At 59.5% G+C, this 15,252-nt stretch carries 17 protein-coding genes; 9 read left to right on the top strand and 8 right to left on the bottom strand.

All coding sequences use genetic code 11. The annotated features are described in order from the left end of the window. Positions 1-106 precede the first annotated feature (106 nt). Positions 107-1,306: a tyrosine--tRNA ligase gene (gene tyrS / locus BFP90_RS15465; RefSeq protein ID WP_065897273.1), complete on the bottom strand. Its 1,200-nt coding sequence runs from the start codon at positions 1,304-1,306 to the stop codon at positions 107-109. A gap of 208 nt (positions 1,307-1,514) precedes the next feature. On the opposite strand from tyrS, the gene BFP90_RS15460 reads away from it, so the two are divergent. Beyond that, on the top strand, positions 1,515-2,927 hold the full coding sequence (locus BFP90_RS15460; protein WP_065894218.1) for a peptidoglycan DD-metalloendopeptidase family protein: 1,413 nt from the start codon (positions 1,515-1,517) through the stop codon (positions 2,925-2,927). A 3-nt stretch (positions 2,928-2,930) separates the two neighbouring features. Next, positions 2,931-4,022 (top strand): anhydro-N-acetylmuramic acid kinase, encoded by a 1,092-nt coding sequence (locus BFP90_RS15455; RefSeq protein ID WP_065894217.1) that lies wholly within the window; start codon positions 2,931-2,933, stop codon positions 4,020-4,022. A 94-nt stretch (positions 4,023-4,116) separates the two neighbouring features. Here BFP90_RS15455 and erpA read toward each other — a convergent pair whose 3' ends face one another. Further along, a complete protein-coding gene (gene erpA, locus BFP90_RS15450) occupies positions 4,117-4,467 on the bottom strand; it encodes an iron-sulfur cluster insertion protein ErpA (RefSeq protein ID WP_065897271.1) in 351 nt (116 codons plus the stop codon). Between the two features lie 154 nt (positions 4,468-4,621). Next, on the bottom strand, positions 4,622-5,656 hold the full coding sequence (gene argC, locus BFP90_RS15445) for an N-acetyl-gamma-glutamyl-phosphate reductase (RefSeq protein WP_065894216.1): 1,035 nt from the start codon (positions 5,654-5,656) through the stop codon (positions 4,622-4,624). Between the two features lie 134 nt (positions 5,657-5,790). On the opposite strand from argC, the gene hemJ reads away from it, so the two are divergent. From hemJ to coq7, 6 genes are all read left to right on the top strand, one after another. Beyond that, the gene (hemJ, locus tag BFP90_RS15440) at positions 5,791-6,219 is read left to right on the top strand and encodes a protoporphyrinogen oxidase HemJ (RefSeq protein WP_065894214.1); all 429 of its coding nucleotides are present in this window, start codon (positions 5,791-5,793) and stop codon (positions 6,217-6,219) included. 25 nt (positions 6,220-6,244) lie between these two features. After that, entirely contained in the window at positions 6,245-7,207 is a 963-nt protein-coding gene (locus BFP90_RS15435; RefSeq protein WP_065897269.1) for an NAD(P)H-dependent flavin oxidoreductase, read from the top strand. A gap of 70 nt (positions 7,208-7,277) precedes the next feature. Further along, positions 7,278-8,240 (top strand): DUF805 domain-containing protein, encoded by a 963-nt coding sequence (locus tag BFP90_RS15430; protein WP_065894210.1) that lies wholly within the window; start codon positions 7,278-7,280, stop codon positions 8,238-8,240. Between the two features lie 64 nt (positions 8,241-8,304). Further along, on the top strand, positions 8,305-9,093 hold the full coding sequence (locus BFP90_RS15425; protein ID WP_065885530.1) for an SDR family NAD(P)-dependent oxidoreductase: 789 nt from the start codon (positions 8,305-8,307) through the stop codon (positions 9,091-9,093). Positions 9,094-9,138: 45 nt separating this feature from the next. Then, positions 9,139-9,477, top strand: a complete 339-nt coding sequence (locus BFP90_RS15420; protein ID WP_065885529.1) for a histidine triad nucleotide-binding protein — start codon at positions 9,139-9,141, stop codon at positions 9,475-9,477. An 85-nt stretch (positions 9,478-9,562) separates the two neighbouring features. Beyond that, positions 9,563-10,210, top strand: coding sequence for a 2-polyprenyl-3-methyl-6-methoxy-1,4-benzoquinone monooxygenase (gene coq7 / locus BFP90_RS15415; RefSeq protein ID WP_065894207.1), 648 nt, complete (start codon positions 9,563-9,565; stop codon positions 10,208-10,210). 165 nt (positions 10,211-10,375) lie between these two features. On the opposite strand, the gene BFP90_RS15410 is transcribed toward coq7, so the two are convergent. Beyond that, positions 10,376-10,798 (bottom strand): OsmC family protein, encoded by a 423-nt coding sequence (locus BFP90_RS15410; protein ID WP_003210947.1) that lies wholly within the window; start codon positions 10,796-10,798, stop codon positions 10,376-10,378. 246 nt (positions 10,799-11,044) lie between these two features. Here BFP90_RS15410 and crp point away from each other — a divergent pair, with 246 nt between their 5' ends. Then, a complete protein-coding gene (gene crp / locus BFP90_RS15405; protein ID WP_057723693.1) occupies positions 11,045-11,689 on the top strand; it encodes a cAMP-activated global transcriptional regulator CRP in 645 nt (214 codons plus the stop codon). Here the strand turns inward: crp and BFP90_RS15400 are convergent. The 4 genes from BFP90_RS15400 to BFP90_RS15385 all read right to left on the bottom strand — a co-directional run bounded on the left by BFP90_RS15400 (position 11,686) and on the right by BFP90_RS15385 (position 15,031). Next, entirely contained in the window at positions 11,686-12,381 is a 696-nt protein-coding gene (locus BFP90_RS15400) for a lipoate--protein ligase family protein (RefSeq protein ID WP_065897267.1), read from the bottom strand. The two genes, crp and BFP90_RS15400, sit on opposite strands and share 4 nt — an antisense overlap. A gap of 164 nt (positions 12,382-12,545) precedes the next feature. Then, positions 12,546-13,382 carry an indole-3-glycerol phosphate synthase TrpC gene (trpC, locus tag BFP90_RS15395; RefSeq protein ID WP_065885526.1) on the bottom strand — a complete coding sequence of 279 codons (837 nt, stop codon included), beginning with the start codon at positions 13,380-13,382 and terminating at the stop codon, positions 12,546-12,548. Continuing rightward, on the bottom strand, positions 13,379-14,428 hold the full coding sequence (gene trpD / locus BFP90_RS15390; RefSeq protein ID WP_065897265.1) for an anthranilate phosphoribosyltransferase: 1,050 nt from the start codon (positions 14,426-14,428) through the stop codon (positions 13,379-13,381). Before trpD ends, trpC begins: the two co-directional genes overlap by 4 nt. Before the next feature lie 9 nt (positions 14,429-14,437). Continuing rightward, positions 14,438-15,031, bottom strand: coding sequence for an aminodeoxychorismate/anthranilate synthase component II (locus BFP90_RS15385; RefSeq protein ID WP_065894201.1), 594 nt, complete (start codon positions 15,029-15,031; stop codon positions 14,438-14,440). Between the last annotated feature and the right edge of the window lie 221 nt (positions 15,032-15,252).

The following is a 15,252-nucleotide window of genomic DNA, read 5'->3' as shown; positions in this document are numbered from 1 at the left end:
AACTTACTTAACTCTTTGTTTACCAAGGAGTTTTCCGTTTCGACTGCGCCGGAAGTGGGGCGAATTATAGAGAGATATAATTCGCCGTCAACCCCTAATTAGAGACTTATTCGGATTTGAGCGTAATACGCGCAAATGCCTTCTTCCCCGCCTGGCAAACGTGGGTAGCGCCCAGCTCGTATGTAAAGGTGCGATCGACCACTTCACCATCTATACGCACACCACCCGAACCGAGCAGGTCACGCGCCACCGCAGAGTTCTTCACCAAACCTGCCTTATTAAGGACTGCCGCGATCGGCATCGCCTCAGCCGCAGTCAATTCGATCTCCGGCAGGTCGTCCGGCAACTCGCCATCCTTCATGCGATTGCCCGCCGCACGGTGAGCGTTGGCCGCAGCCTCTTCACCATGGAAGCGCGCCACGATCTCTTCGGCCAGCTTGATCTTCACATCACGCGGGTTGGCACCCGCCTCCACATCAGCACGCAACGCATTGATTTCATCCATCGAGCGAAAGCTCAGCAATTCGAAGTAACGCCACATCAACGAATCCGGAATGGAAACCAGCTTGCCGTACATCACGCCCGGCGCTTCCTGGATACCCACATAGTTACCCAAGGACTTGGACATCTTCTTGACGCCGTCCAACCCCTCCAGCAACGGCATGGTCAGAATGCACTGCGCTTCCTGCCCATAGGCGCGCTGCAACTCACGCCCCATCAGCAGGTTGAACTTCTGATCCGTCCCGCCCAGCTCAACATCCGCACGCAAAGCCACCGAGTCATACCCCTGGACCAACGGGTAAAGAAACTCATGGATCGCGATCGGCTGATTGGTGGAGTAGCGCTTGTCGAAGTCATCACGCTCAAGCATGCGTGCGACGGTGTACTGCGACGTCAGGCGAATGAAATCCGCCGGCCCCATCTGGTCCATCCAGGTGGAGTTGAAGGCCACCTCGGTTTTGGCCGGATCAAGGATTTTGAACACCTGGGTCTTGTAGGTCTCGGCATTGTCGAGAACCTGCTCGCGCGTCAGCGGTGGGCGCGTTGCGCTCTTGCCGCTCGGGTCGCCGATCATCCCGGTGAAGTCACCAATAAGAAAGATGACCTGATGCCCCAAGTCCTGGAACTGACGCAGCTTATTAATAAGCACGGTATGGCCAAGGTGCAGGTCAGGCGCGGTAGGATCAAAGCCTGCCTTGATACGCAGGGGCTGGCCACGCTTGAGCTTTTCTATCAGCTCGGCCTCGACCAACAGTTCTTCCGCACCACGTTTTATCAGCGCTAGCTGCTCTTCAACCGACTTCATAACAGACCCGCAAGGCTCAGATTCAAAAGGGAACCAACCATACAAGATCAGGGACTAATTACAAGTTTTGCCCTGTGAACGGACACCATTGCGCAAGCCCAGCGTTCGCGAGCTTGCGCCACAGATGATTTGGTTATATTTTATACAGTTATTTCATCTTCATCATGTCATTCATCTTTTCCATTTCATCTTCAAAGTCAAAATACTTATGACCACTGAACCGTCTAAAGCGCCGCCGCTTTACCCGAAGACCCACCTGCTCGCCGCAAGTGGTATCGCCGCCCTTCTCAGCCTGGCACTCCTGGTATTCCCTTCCAGTGACGTAGAAGCCAAACGAACATCCCTAAGCCTTGACCTGGAAAGTCCCGTTGAGCAACTGACACAAGATCAAGACGCTTCCGACGCGCAACAAGCCACAAATACCCCGAACGAGTCTCCGTTCGCGCAGATTGAAGACACCCCGCAAGAGACTCAAAACGCTGCTCAGGACAAGCCCGCAGCCGTCGCGCCCAAGAACGCCCAGCATCGCGAAGTGATCGTGAGCAAAGGTGACACACTGTCAACACTGTTCGAAAAGGTCGGATTGCCCGCCGCCACCGTCAATGACGTCCTCGCCACCGATAAGCAAGCCAAGCAGTTCACCCAGCTCAAACATGGCCAGAAGCTTGAATTCGAACTGACGCCCGACGGCCAACTGAATAACCTGCACACCAATATCAGCGACCTGGAAAGCATCAGCCTGAGCAAAAGCGCCAAGGGTTTTGCCTTCAATCGCATCACCACCAAGCCGGTCATGCGTTCTGCCTACGTACACGGCGTGATCAACAGCTCGCTGTCGCAATCCGCCGCCCGTGCCGGCCTGTCCCACAGCATGACCATGGACATGGCCAGCGTATTTGGCTACGACATCGACTTCGCCCAGGACATACGCCAGGGTGACGAATTCGATGTGATCTACGAACAGAAAGTCGCCAATGGCAAAGTAGTCGGCACCGGCAATATTCTCTCTGCGCGCTTCACAAACCGCGGCAAGACCTACACCGCCGTGCGCTACACCAACAAACAGGGCAACAGCAGCTACTACACGGCTGACGGCAACAGCATGCGCAAGGCGTTCATCCGTACACCGGTGGACTTCGCCCGTATTAGCTCGCGTTTCTCCATGGGTCGCAAGCATCCAATTCTGAACAAAATCCGCGCCCACAAAGGTGTCGACTACGCCGCTCCGCGTGGCACGCCAATCAAGGCAGCCGGCGACGGCAAGGTCCTGTTGGCCGGGCGTCGCGGTGGTTACGGCAACACGGTGATCATCCAGCACGGCAATACCTACCGCACGCTGTATGGCCACATGCAAGGGTTCGCCAAGGGCGTGAAAACCGGTGGAAACGTGAAGCAGGGCCAAGTGATCGGTTATATCGGCACGACTGGCCTGTCCACCGGGCCGCACTTGCACTATGAGTTCCAGGTCAACGGTGTACACGTTGATCCACTGGGCCAGAAGCTGCCGATGGCCGACCCCATTGCCAAGGCAGAGCGCGCGCGCTTCATGCAGCAAAGCCAACCGTTGATGGCCCGCATGGATCAGGAACGCTCCACCCTGTTGGCTTCGGCGAAGCGTTAAGGTATGCCGCGCTATATAGGTGTGATGTCCGGGACCAGCCTCGATGGCCTGGATATCGCCCTCATCGAGCAGGATTCGGCGCTCAGCCTGATCGCCACCCACTACATCCCCATGCCTGCCGAGCTGCGCGCCGAGCTGCTCAGCCTGTGCGCCAGCGGGCCGGATGAGATTGCCCGCTCGGCCATCGCCCAGCAGTCCTGGGTAACACTCGCCGCCCAAGGCATCCACGCCTTGCTGGCCCAGCAAAACCTCACCCCTCACGACATCCGCGCGATTGGCAGCCATGGGCAGACCATCCGCCATGAACCCGCCCGGGGCTTTACGGTACAGATCGGCAATCCGGCATTACTCGCCGAGCTGACGGGCATCACGGTGGTCAGCGACTTCCGCAGCCGCGACGTCGCCGCAGGTGGCCAGGGCGCCCCTTTGGTACCGGCCTTTCACGAGGCGCTGTTCGGTGAACGTGCCGGCAACCGTGCCGTGCTGAACGTCGGTGGCTTCAGCAACCTGAGCCTGATAGAAACCGGCAAACCTGTATCGGGCTTTGACTGCGGCCCGGGCAATGTCTTGCTGGACGCGTGGATTGATCACCAACGCGGCGAGCCGTTTGATCGTGACGGGCAATGGGCAGCCAGTGGCAAGGTTCAGCCGCCGCTACTAGACACGCTGCTCAGCGATGCTTTTTTCGCGACCAAAGGGCCCAAGAGTACCGGAAGAGAAGTGTTCAACCTGGACTGGCTGCAGCACCATCTCGGCGAGTTGCCGGCGTTTCTTCCCGAGGATGTGCAAGCCACATTGCTCGAGCTGACCGCCCTGACCATCGTCGAATCCCTGCAAAGCGCTCAACACCAGACCGACACCCTGCTGGTCTGCGGCGGTGGCGCCCATAACGGGACGCTGATGAATCGACTGGCTGCACTGCTACCGTCCACCCAGGTCAGTAGCACAGCCACCTATGGCGTAGACCCGGACTGGGTGGAAGCCATGGCCTTCGCCTGGCTGGCCCATTGCTGCCTTGAAGGCATCGCCGCGAACCGCCCGAGCGTCACCGGTGCTCGCGGGCTGCGGGTGCTGGGCGCGATCTACCCCGCCTGAGCGCCAGACAGCACAACGCCGCTTGGCCGATCAAAGCCAAGCGGCGTTTTTGTATCCGTGCAGGTTTCTTTATACGTGCAGGCCAGGCGTTCGATCAGATCGAGAACGAAGACCCGCAACCACAGGTAGTCGTGGCGTTGGGGTTCTTGATCACGAAACGCGACCCTTCCAGCCCTTCCTGATAATCCACTTCAGCCCCCGCCAGGTACTGGAAGCTCATCGGATCCACGACCAGGCTCACGCCCTCGCGCTCAACGATGGTGTCATCGTCGGCCACATCTTCATCGAAGGTAAAACCGTACTGAAACCCTGAACAACCGCCGCCCGTAACAAATACGCGCAGCTTCAAGCGATCATTACCCTCTTCATCGACCAGGCTCTTCACCTTGTGCGCAGCACAGTGGGTGAATTGCAAAGCCGTGGGGGTGAAGGATTCAACGCTCATGCTGATAATCTCCCGGCGTAGCGCCGTCATATGCGTAATAGCGAGCATTATCCGCTTCTCCTAGAAAAGCGGTCAACTATTATGCGGGGCAGCGGCAAGCTTCAAGCCTTAAGCTACACGCTTGCCGCTGACAACTTGAAGCTTGCAGCCGCTTTTAAGGCAGCATCCCTGCGTGGGACAGGCCGAGCTTCTCATCCAGGCCAAACAGGATGTTCATATTCTGCACCGCCTGGCCCGACGCCCCCTTGACCAGGTTGTCGATCACCGACAGCACCACCACCAGGTCGCCGTCCTGCGGACGATGCACCGCAATCCGGCACACGTTGGCGCCGCGCACACTGCGGGTTTCCGGATGGCTGCCCGCCGGCATCACGTCGACGAAGGGCTCATTGGCATAACGCTTTTCGAACAATGCCTGCAGGTCAACCGACCGATCGACAACCGTCGCGTACAAGGTGGAGTGAATCCCGCGGATCATCGGCGTCAGGTGCGGCACGAAGGTCAGGCCCACGTCCTTACCCGCAGCGCGGCGCAGCCCCTGACGGATCTCAGGCAAATGACGATGCCCTTTGACCGCATAAGCCTTCATGCTTTCCGACGTCTCGGAATACAGCGAGCCTACCGCAGCACCGCGACCGGCGCCGCTGACACCGGACTTGCAGTCCGCGATCAAACGCGAGGCGTCCGCCAGGCCTGCTTCCAGCAGCGGCAGGAAACCCAGCTGAGTCGCCGTCGGATAGCAACCCGGCACCGCAATCAGGCGGGCCTGCCTGATCTGCTCACGATTGACTTCCGGCAAGCCGTACACCGCTTCTTCCAGCAACTCTGGCGCGCCGTGAGGCTGGCCGTACCATTTGGCCCACTCATCGGCATCCTGCAGGCGGAAGTCGGCGGAAAGATCGATCACCTTGGTGCCCGCCGCCAACAGTTCACCGGCCAATGCATGCGCGACCCCGTGAGGCGTGGCGAAGAACACCACGTCACAGGCACCCAGTGTCTTGATGTCCGGCACGCTGAAGGCCAGGCCGTCGTAGTGGCCTCGCAGGTTCGGGTACATATCGGCCACGGCCAGGCCCGCCTCGGAGCGTGAAGTGATGACCACCACCTCAGCCTGCGGATGCTGAGCCAACAGACGCAGCAATTCGACACCGGTGTAACCCGTGCCGCCGACGATACCGACCTTGACCATAAACCTGCCCTCAACGAACCACTGGAAAGCCGTCGATAATAGGGTCCGTATCGTCCTGCGACAACCGCCAACGTGACGTACGGGCGCTTGAGCTACTACTATCTTCGCTACCGTGAACCTGGGAATAACTAAAAATGCTTTATCTATGGGTCAAAGCCTTCCATATCGTCAGCATCGTCTGCTGGTTTGCCGGGCTGTTCTACCTGCCACGCCTGTTTGTCTACCACGCCCAAAGCGAGGATACCGTCAGCAAGGAGCGCTTCAGCGTCATGGAGCGCAAGCTGTACCGCGGCATCATGGGCCCGGCGATGGTCGCCACGCTGGTCTTCGGCATCTGGTTGCTGGTGCTTAACCCCGGTATTTTCCAATCGGGCGCGTGGATCCACGCCAAGCTCACCCTGGTCGTCCTGTTGATCGGCTATCACCACATGTGCGGCGCGCAGGTAAAACGCTTCGCCCGTGGTGAAAACAGCCGCAGCCATGTCTTTTATCGCTGGTTCAATGAAGTGCCGGTCCTGATATTGCTGGCAATCGTAATTCTGGTCGTGGTCAAACCGTTTTAACTTCAATTACTCGGGGGAACCTCCAATGTCGCTGCCCGCCCTGCTTGAACAACGCCTGCGCCTGCCCGTGGTGGCTGCCCCCATGTTCCTGATCTCCAACCCGCAACTGGTGCTGGCCTGCTGCCGCAACGGGGTGGTCGGCAGTTTCCCGGCGCTCAACCAACGCGAAAGCAGCGGCTTCAAGGCCTGGCTGGAGGAAATCGAAGCAGGCCTGGCGCAGCTGGATAACCCCGCCCCCTATGCCGTCAACCTGATCGCACACAACAGCAACCCACGGCTTGAAGCCGACCTGGCCCTCTGCGTCGAGCACCAAGTGCCCATCGTCATCACCAGCCTTGGTGCCGTGAAGGAGTTGGTCGATGCAGTGCACAGCTACGGTGGCCTGGTGTTTCACGACGTCACCACCCGTCGTCACGCCGAAAAAGCCGCTGAAGCGGGCGTCGATGGGTTGATCGCGGTCGCCGCCGGCGCAGGTGGTCATGCCGGCACCTGGAGTCCCTTTGCGCTGATTGCCGAGATACGCCAGTTCTTCGACAAAACCCTGCTGCTCGCCGGCTGTCTCAACCACGGTCGGGAAATTCTCGCCGCCCAACTGCTCGGTGCGGACCTGGCGTATCTCGGCACGCGCTTTATCGGTACCACCGAAAGCCAAGCACCGGATGCGTATAAAGAGATGCTGCTCACAGCGCACGCCGCCGACATCGTGCACACTCCGGCTGTTTCCGGCGTGCCTGCAAGCTTCATGCGCCAGAGCCTGGAAAACGCCGGTTTTGATCTTGCTGCCCTCCAGGGCAAAGGTGAGGTCAATGTCGGCTCCAAGCTCAAACCGTTGAGCGATGAGGCCAAGGCATGGAAGACTGTATGGTCGGCCGGCCAAGGCGTCGGTGAGATCAATGATTTACCCGGCGTGGATGAACTCATCGCACGCCTGGACGCTCAATACCGCCAGGCACGCGAAAACGCAGCACAATTGCGTTGGCCACGTTGACCCAGATGCCAGGCCTGCCAATTGAGCCGGCCTGCACAACCTCCCTGAAAAAAGTGCCAAGGATGCCCGCATGAGCGACAACCGTTTCAAGATTGTGTTTGACGGAGCCTTGCGCCCGGGTGTCGAAAGCACCACCGCCAAGCTGAACCTCGCCGAGCTGTTCAAGAGCGACGTCGAGGCGATCGAAAAGCTGTTCACCGGCCGCGAGGTCGCGCTCAAGCGCGATCTGTCACGTGCCGACGCTGAAACCTATCTCACCGCGCTGCAGAACGCCGGAGTCGACGCACGTATCGAGGCCGAACAACCTGTGGCTTTCAGCCTTGCCGAAACCCACGAGACAGGCTCGTCCGCGCCGGACTTCTCAACCTCCGCCGCATCACCGTATGCACCACCACGCGCCGCCGTCGGCGATAACCTGCCGGAGTATTCCACGCTCAAGGTCTTCACCATCCACGGGCGTATCGGTCGCCTGCGCTATCTCGCCTGGACGCTGGCACTGACCGTCGCGATGCTGGTGGCTGGCGGGATCATCAGTACCGTGGGTTTCGCGGTGGCTACTGCTTCGCCAACGATCGCAATCATTCTCGGCTCGCTGCTGGGTTTCGCACTGTTTGTGGGACTTGTGGTCGTCAGCGTGCAAATCGGCGTGCAGCGCCTGCACGACATCGGCTGGTCTGGCTGGCTGTACCTGCTGAACCTGGTTCCGGTGGTGAACAGCATTTTCCCTCTGCTGCTGCTGGTATGGCCGGGCAACACCGGCGCCAACCAGTACGGTGCACCTCCACCGCGCAACTCCACGGCGGTTAAAATCCTCGCCTCGTTGTGGCTGGCGTTCATCCCATTGATGCTCATCGTCGTGGTAACCCTGGGCATGAACGGCTACCTGGACCAACTGGAAGCCAACATGGGCGGCGGCTATGAAAGCAGCTCCATTACCGCCGACGACGCCGCCGCCCCAGACGTCATGGTCGAGGACGAAGCAGCGCAGAGTGCTGACGACACGGCCGAACCTGTAGACTCTCCAGAACAGTGAAGAAACGCCCCCCCGCCTGTGATGCCTCTGTCACAGGCTCGGTGGCGTGGCGATGGAGAAAGGCATGACCCGTTACGCTCTGATCACCGGTGCCTCCAGCGGTATCGGCCTGGCTTTGGCCGAAGCACTGGCTCGACGTGGCCGCAGTTTGATTCTGGTGGCCCGCCAGCGTGATCAGTTGGAAAGCATTGCAACCGAATTGACTCAACGTTTCGGCGTCGAGGTGCTGTTCCGTGCCTGCGACCTGGGCGAGCCGCTGCGGTTGTCGGGTTTTTTGCTGGAACTCGAAGAGGGTGAGCGACAGATCGACCTGTTGGTCAACTGCGCCGGTATCGGCACCAGCGGGCCGTTCCTGGCCCAGGACTGGATGACCGAGCAGGACCTGATCGAAGTCAACATCCTCGCCCTGACCCGCATGTGTCACGCTCTGGGCAATGCCATGGCGCTGCATGGCGGCGGGCAGATTCTCAACGTCGCCTCGGTTGCCGCCTTCCAGCCGGGCCCGTGGATGAGCAGCTACTACGCGAGCAAAGCCTATGTACTGCACTTCTCCGAAGGCCTGCGCGAGGAGCTCAAGACCTGTGGCATCAAGGTTTCGGTGCTCTGCCCCGGGCCTACGCGCACCGCTTTCTTCGGCACCGCGCAAATGGACACTGCAAAACTCGACCGCAGCCAGCAGTTGATGAGCCCCGAAGAAGTCGCGCTCTTCACCGTGCGTGCGTTGGAGAAGAACAAGGCGATCATCATTCCGGGGCGCCGCAACCGCTGGCTCGCCTTCAGCCCGCGCCTGAGCCCGCGCTGGCTTACCCGAAAAATTGCCGGTGCGATCAACAAGGCCTATTGCCCGCGTTGAGCGCCCCAGTACACTGACCCTCTCGTTCACTATGGAGAAACAGCTGTGGATACTCTGTTCACCAAGATCATCAATCGAGAAATACCGGCGAACATCATCTATGAAGATGACCAGGTGCTGGCTTTCCACGATATCGCCCCGCAGGCGCCGGTGCATTTCCTGGTCATCCCGAAAAAGCCCATTCGCACCCTCAACGACCTGACCGAGGACGATAAAGCCCTGGCCGGCCATATTCTGTTCACGGCCCAACGCCTGGCGGTGGAGCAAGGCTGCGAGAAAGGCTTTCGCGTGGTGATGAACTGCAACGAAGACGGCGGGCAGACCGTGTACCACATCCATATGCACGTGCTGGGTCAGCGCCAGATGAACTGGCCGCCGGGCTGAGTGCACCGGGGCAAATTGACTCAGCGCAAACGCGCCGTCCTCTCTTGCGGTAAACTGGCCGCCGAGATTCTTTCCGGAGGTCAGCATGACTACCCAACGTCACTACTCGCCGATTGACCGTCTGTTACTGCAAGCCGACACAGCCATGCGTACGCTGCTGCCATTCAGCGGCCAACCGTATCGTCCGTCACCGGCCATCGTGCAGCCGGACGCGCAGATGAGCGAGAGCGAGACCCGCCACGTGGCCGGCCTGATGCGTATCAACCATACCGGTGAAGTCTGTGCCCAGGCGTTGTACCAGGGCCAGGCACTGACCGCCAAGTTGCCGCAGATACGCGCGGCAATGGAGCATGCGGCCGAGGAAGAGATCGACCACCTGGCTTGGTGCGAACAACGCATTCGCCAATTGGGCAGTCATACCAGTGTGCTGAACCCAGTGTTTTATGGCTTGTCGTTCGGGATTGGCGCCGCTGCCGGCCTGATCAGCGACAAGGTCAGCCTGGGTTTTGTCGCGGCAACCGAGCATCAGGTGTGCAAGCACCTGGACGAACACCTTGAACAACTGCCGGCCGAGGACCAAAAGTCACGGGCCATTCTCGAGCAGATGCGCATCGACGAAGAGCATCACGCAGAAAGCGCGCTGGATGCCGGCGGCTTTCGCTTCCCTGCGCCGGTGAGGTTCGGCATGAGTCTGTTGGCCAAGGTCATGACCAAAAGCACCTATCGGATTTGAAAGCACGAAGAGCGCAAAACCCGGCACCTGCGCAAGGGTGACGCGGAGCGTCACGAGAATGCATTCCCACGCGGAGCGTGGGAACGATCATCTCGCAGAGCGTGGGAATGATCATGTAAAAAGGGCGCTATCAAAGCGCCCTTCTTTTTGCCCGTCGTTCTACGATCAACCCAACTCGATAATTTCGTAATCATGGGTGATGGCTACACCGGCCGCGCCGAGCATGATCGAGGCCGAGCAGTATTTCTCTGCCGACAGCTCGATGGCACGCTTGACCTGCGCCTCCTTCAGCGCCCGGCCCTTGACCACAAAATGCATATGAATCCTGGTAAACACCTTGGGATCTTCGGTGGCACGCTCGGCCTCCAGAAAGGCTTCGCAGCTTTCCACGGCCTGACGGGATTTTTTCAGGATACTGACCACATCGAAATTGCTGCAACCGCCGACACCCAGCAGCAGCATTTCCATCGGGCGTACACCCAGGTTGCGGCCACCGGCTTCCGGCGGGCCGTCCATGACCACCACGTGGCCACTGCCCGACTCACCGAGGAACATGGCTTCGCCCGCCCATTGGATGCGTGCCTTCATCGCCCAGACTCCACTGCTAAAAAAGGGTCGCCAGCTTAGCACAGGGCCTCAGGACAGCCGTGCACTGCATGAAAACGATCAATAAACAGCGTTTGCCGGTGAAATACGCTAATCGAGTCAGAATGTGTCTGGTAAGCTGGCGCCAAATCAATGGCGCATTGCCATCCTTTGTACAGCGTACGTCAATGCCGGTATCGCTGATAAAAACAAATCCAACCCCATCGCGCAGTCTTTCGGGATACAACCATGGTTGCTCTTACTCCCACACCCAAGATCAAGAACCTCGACAAGCTGCTGATGCATTGCCAGCGCCGGCGTCATCCGGCCAAGCACAACATCATCTGCGCGGGCGAGCGCTCCGAAACCCTGTTCTTCATTATCAAGGGCTCGGTCACCATCCTGATCGAGGACGAAGACGGTCGCGAGATGATCATTGCCTACCTCAACACCGGGGATTTCTTTGGCGAGCTGGGACTGTTCGAGCAAGCGGGCAAGGAGCAGCAGCGCAGCGCTTGGGTACGCACCAAGGTGGAGTGCGAAGTGGCCGAGATCAGCTATACGAAATTTCGCGAACTGGCCCAACAGGATCCGGACATTCTGTATGCCTTGAGCGGGCAGATTGCCCAGCGCCTGCGGGATACCACGCGCAAGGTCGGCGACCTGGCATTCTTCGATGTGACCGGGCGTGTCGCTCGCTGCCTGCTGGAGCTGTGCAAGCAACCTGACGCCATGACCCACCCCGATGGCATGCAGATCAAAGTCACACGCCAGGAAATCGGGCGCATCGTCGGCTGTTCGCGGGAAATGGTGGGGCGCGTGCTCAAGGATCTGGAGGAGCGCAACCTGGTGCACGTCAAAGGCAAGACAATGGTGGTGTTCGGCACCCGTTAACCTGGCAGCAAGCCTGCCAGCATCTGACGGTACAAGGTGTCGAGCCGGCCGATTACATCGGGCGCGGTGAACACCTCGTGCAGTGCGATATGGCTCTCGGCCCGCACCCGTTGTTCCAGGCCACAAGCTTGATTAAAACGATTGACCGCCATAATCAACTCATCGCGATCATTGTCCAGCAATAAGGCACCGTGCACCAAGCCCACCGGGCGACCGCCGCTCTGGCGCCAACGTTGGGCCGTGCCGACCATTTTCCGGCCGTTGAGATTGACGTTGTAACGACCGTCGCAGAACGCGCCGTCGATTTCGCCAACGGATGCGTCGCCGCCCAACTCGGTCAATACATCACAAATCGGCTGGCACAACCGTTGGTAGCCGGTTTCAATGCGCCCTTGATCACCTTCACTGCGCGCAGGCGCGTAGACCAGGGCGATATTGACCGTAGCGGCGGACTGCGGCACCGGCTCACCGCCGGTCTCGCGCAACAACACCGGCCAACCCGCGTCTGCCGAGACCTGGCTGGCGACTTCAAAGGCCGGTAATCGGCTCAAACGGCGTGGCATGACCAAGGCTTGATCGTTGGGCTGCCAGAACAACAGACCGAATTCCTGCTCACCGGCGCAGACGGCGGCCAGCAAGGCTTGTTCGGCTGCAAGCCCTGCCTGCACAGTCATCGAAACCAGCCTAGTCATCACATTGACCTACCTGAATAAGCACAAGACCAATGTGGGAGGGGGCTTGCCCCCGATGGCAGTGGACCAGCCAAACGTCTTGGTGACTGAACCACCGCTATCGGGGGCAAGCCCCCTCCCACACTTTTTTACTGCATTTCAAAAACGGACCGACTGCGCTGGAATCAATCCAGGGTCGAACCGCTGACCGTCACGCCACGCTCCGGGAAGAACAGACGCTGCAGTTCGGCCCCTGGGTTCTCCGCGCGCATGAACGTCTCGCCGACCAGGAACGCATACACTTCGCTGATTTCCATCAACTCCACATCGGCGCGGTTGACGATGCCGCTCTCGGTAATCACCAGGCGATCACGCGGAATACGCGGCAGCAGATCAAGGGTGGTTTCCAGACTGACGTCAAAGGTATGCAAGTTACGGTTGTTGACCCCCACCAGTGGGGTGTCGAGGATTTTCAGCGCGCGCTCCAGCTCGTCGCCATCATGCACCTCGACCAGTACATCCAGGCCCACACCCTTGGCCACAGCCGCCAGCTCGGCCATCCTCACGTCATCCAGGGCGGAAACGATCAGCAGCACACAGTCGGCACCCAGCGCGCGGGCTTCGACGATCTGGTAGGGATCAACCATGAAATCCTTGCGAATCACCGGCAACTTGCACGCGGCGCGTGCCTGCTGCAGGAATAAGTCGGAACCCTGGAAGTAATCGATGTCAGTCAGTACGGACAGGCAGGTCGCTCCGCCCTTTTCATAACTGGCGGCGATTTCATGTGGCACGAAGTGCTCGCGGATAACGCCTTTGCTCGGGGAGGCCTTCTTGATCTCAGCGATCACAGCCGGCTGCTTGAGCTTGGCCTGGGCGATCAAGGCATTGGCAAAACCGCGCGGTGCATCGGCAGCCTTTGCCTGGGCTTCCAGTTCAGCCAGGCTCACACGGGCACGGCGCTCGGCAACTTCTTGAGCCTTGCGCGCCAGGATTTTTTCCAGAACGGTGGGAACACTCATGCTTCATTCTCCATCTTGAATATGGCGGTGAATGCTCCGAGTTCTTCGAGTTTCTCGCGAGCCAGACCGGTGTGCAATGCATCGTGAGCCAGGGCCACACCTTCCTTAAGACTATAGGCATGGTCCGCTGCGTAAAGTGCCGCGCCCGCATTGAGCACAATCATTTCTGCGGCTTTTTGACCGTTTTCGGTTTTGCGTCGCCCCAATGCATCACGAATCAAATCAAGCGACGCCGCCGGGCTTTCCACCGCCAGGCCATGCAGGCTCTGGCTCTTCATGCCCAGGTCCTCAGGCTCGACCCAGTATTCAGTGACCTGGTCGTCCTTCAGCTCTGCCACGAAGGTCGGTGCGGCCAGGCTGAATTCATCCAGGCCGTCTTTGGAGTGCACCACCAGCACATGCTTGCTGCCCAGGCGCTGCAGCACTTCAGCCAACGGCCGGCACAACGCCTGGCTGAAGACACCGACGACCTGATGTTTCACACCGGCCGGATTCGTAAGCGGGCCGAGCATATTGAACAGGGTACGCAGGCCGAGGTCCTTGCGCGGGCCGGCGGCGTGTTTCATCGCGCCGTGGTGGGACTGGGCAAACATGAAGCCAATGCCGACGCTGTCAATGCAGCGTGCCACCTGTACCGGCGTCAGGTTCAGGTAGATACCGGCGGCTTCCAGCAAGTCGGCGCTGCCACTTTTGCCGGACACCGCGCGATTGCCGTGCTTGGCCACGGTGCAACCCGCTGCCGCGACCACGAACGAGGATGCCGTCGATACGTTGAAAATGTTCGCACCGTCGCCGCCGGTGCCGACCACATCGACCACGCCGTCGAGGGTCTTGAGTTCGACCTTGTCCGCCAGTTCACGCATCACCGACACGGCGCCGACGATTTCGTCGATGCTTTCGCTCTTCATGCGCATGGCCATCATAAAGGCGCCGATCTGTGCGTCGGAGCACTGACCGGTCATGATCTCGCGCATCACATCGCTCATTTCAGCGGTGCTCAGGTCCAGGTGACCGACGATACGGCCCAGGGCAGTCTTGATATCCATGGAAAATCCTTAGCGCGTGCCGCCGCTCTGCTTGAGAAAATTGGCGAACAGCTCGTAGCCCTGCTCGGTCAGGATCGATTCAGGGTGAAACTGCACCCCTTCGATATTCAGTGTCTTGTGGCGCAGGCCCATGATCTCATCGACCGAGCCGTCCTCCAGCTGGGTCCAGGCCGTCAGTTCCAGGCACTCGGGCAGGGTTTCGCGCTTGACCACCAGGGAATGGTAACGGGTCACGGTTACAGGATTGTTGAGCGCCTGGAAGACACCCAGGTCCTTGTGAAATACCGGGCTGGTCTTGCCGTGCATCACCTGGCGCGCGCGCACCACATCACCGCCAAAGGCCTGGCCAATGGACTGGTGCCCCAGGCACACGCCCAGAATCGGCAGCTTGCCGGCGAAATACTGGATGGTTTCCAGGGAGATGCCCGCTTCGGTCGGTGTGCACGGGCCGGGCGAAACCACGATGCGCTCAGGGTTCAGCGCAGCGATCTGGGCGACTGTCAGTTCGTCATTGCGCACCACCTTGACCTCGGCACCCAGCTCGCCCAAGTACTGCACAACGTTGTAGGTAAAGGAATCGTAGTTATCAATCATCAGCAACATGTGGGTTCAAACCTCTTGAATTCACTGATTTCAAATGACCGCCTTCCAGGCATTTGGCCCGCTGCCGGACGCACGTTCCGGTTGCCGGGGTGAGCGGCAAGGGGCGTCAAACAGGGTGAAGAAGGCAAATCGGTACAGGTCCGGCCAGGCCGGCGGAGAAAAATGTCAGGCGCGCCAACGCCAACGGGCGTGTGCCTTGACTACTCGCATCAAGAGTCTGC

Origin of the sequence: Pseudomonas sp. 24 E 13, from assembly GCF_900004715.1 — a bacterium.
In the GTDB taxonomy this organism is placed as follows: domain Bacteria; phylum Pseudomonadota; class Gammaproteobacteria; order Pseudomonadales; family Pseudomonadaceae; genus Aquipseudomonas; species Aquipseudomonas orientalis_A.
This window is presented reverse-complemented; position numbering and strand designations above follow the sequence as displayed.

Coding starts and splice junctions, on each gene's coding strand:
- tyrS (WP_065897273.1), bottom strand. CDS start 1,306: ATGAAGTCGGTTGAAGAGCAGCTAGCGCTGATAAAACGTGGTGCGGAA.
- BFP90_RS15460 (WP_065894218.1), top strand. CDS start 1,515: ATGACCACTGAACCGTCTAAAGCGCCGCCGCTTTACCCGAAGACCCAC.
- BFP90_RS15455 (WP_065894217.1), top strand. CDS start 2,931: ATGCCGCGCTATATAGGTGTGATGTCCGGGACCAGCCTCGATGGCCTG.
- erpA (WP_065897271.1), bottom strand. CDS start 4,467: ATGAGCGTTGAATCCTTCACCCCCACGGCTTTGCAATTCACCCACTGT.
- argC (WP_065894216.1), bottom strand. CDS start 5,656: ATGGTCAAGGTCGGTATCGTCGGCGGCACGGGTTACACCGGTGTCGAA.
- hemJ (WP_065894214.1), top strand. CDS start 5,791: ATGCTTTATCTATGGGTCAAAGCCTTCCATATCGTCAGCATCGTCTGC.
- BFP90_RS15435 (WP_065897269.1), top strand. CDS start 6,245: ATGTCGCTGCCCGCCCTGCTTGAACAACGCCTGCGCCTGCCCGTGGTG.
- BFP90_RS15430 (WP_065894210.1), top strand. CDS start 7,278: ATGAGCGACAACCGTTTCAAGATTGTGTTTGACGGAGCCTTGCGCCCG.
- BFP90_RS15425 (WP_065885530.1), top strand. CDS start 8,305: ATGACCCGTTACGCTCTGATCACCGGTGCCTCCAGCGGTATCGGCCTG.
- coq7 (WP_065894207.1), top strand. CDS start 9,563: ATGACTACCCAACGTCACTACTCGCCGATTGACCGTCTGTTACTGCAA.
- BFP90_RS15410 (WP_003210947.1), bottom strand. CDS start 10,798: ATGAAGGCACGCATCCAATGGGCGGGCGAAGCCATGTTCCTCGGTGAG.
- crp (WP_057723693.1), top strand. CDS start 11,045: ATGGTTGCTCTTACTCCCACACCCAAGATCAAGAACCTCGACAAGCTG.
- BFP90_RS15400 (WP_065897267.1), bottom strand. CDS start 12,381: ATGACTAGGCTGGTTTCGATGACTGTGCAGGCAGGGCTTGCAGCCGAA.
- trpC (WP_065885526.1), bottom strand. CDS start 13,382: ATGAGTGTTCCCACCGTTCTGGAAAAAATCCTGGCGCGCAAGGCTCAA.
- trpD (WP_065897265.1), bottom strand. CDS start 14,428: ATGGATATCAAGACTGCCCTGGGCCGTATCGTCGGTCACCTGGACCTG.
- BFP90_RS15385 (WP_065894201.1), bottom strand. CDS start 15,031: ATGTTGCTGATGATTGATAACTACGATTCCTTTACCTACAACGTTGTG.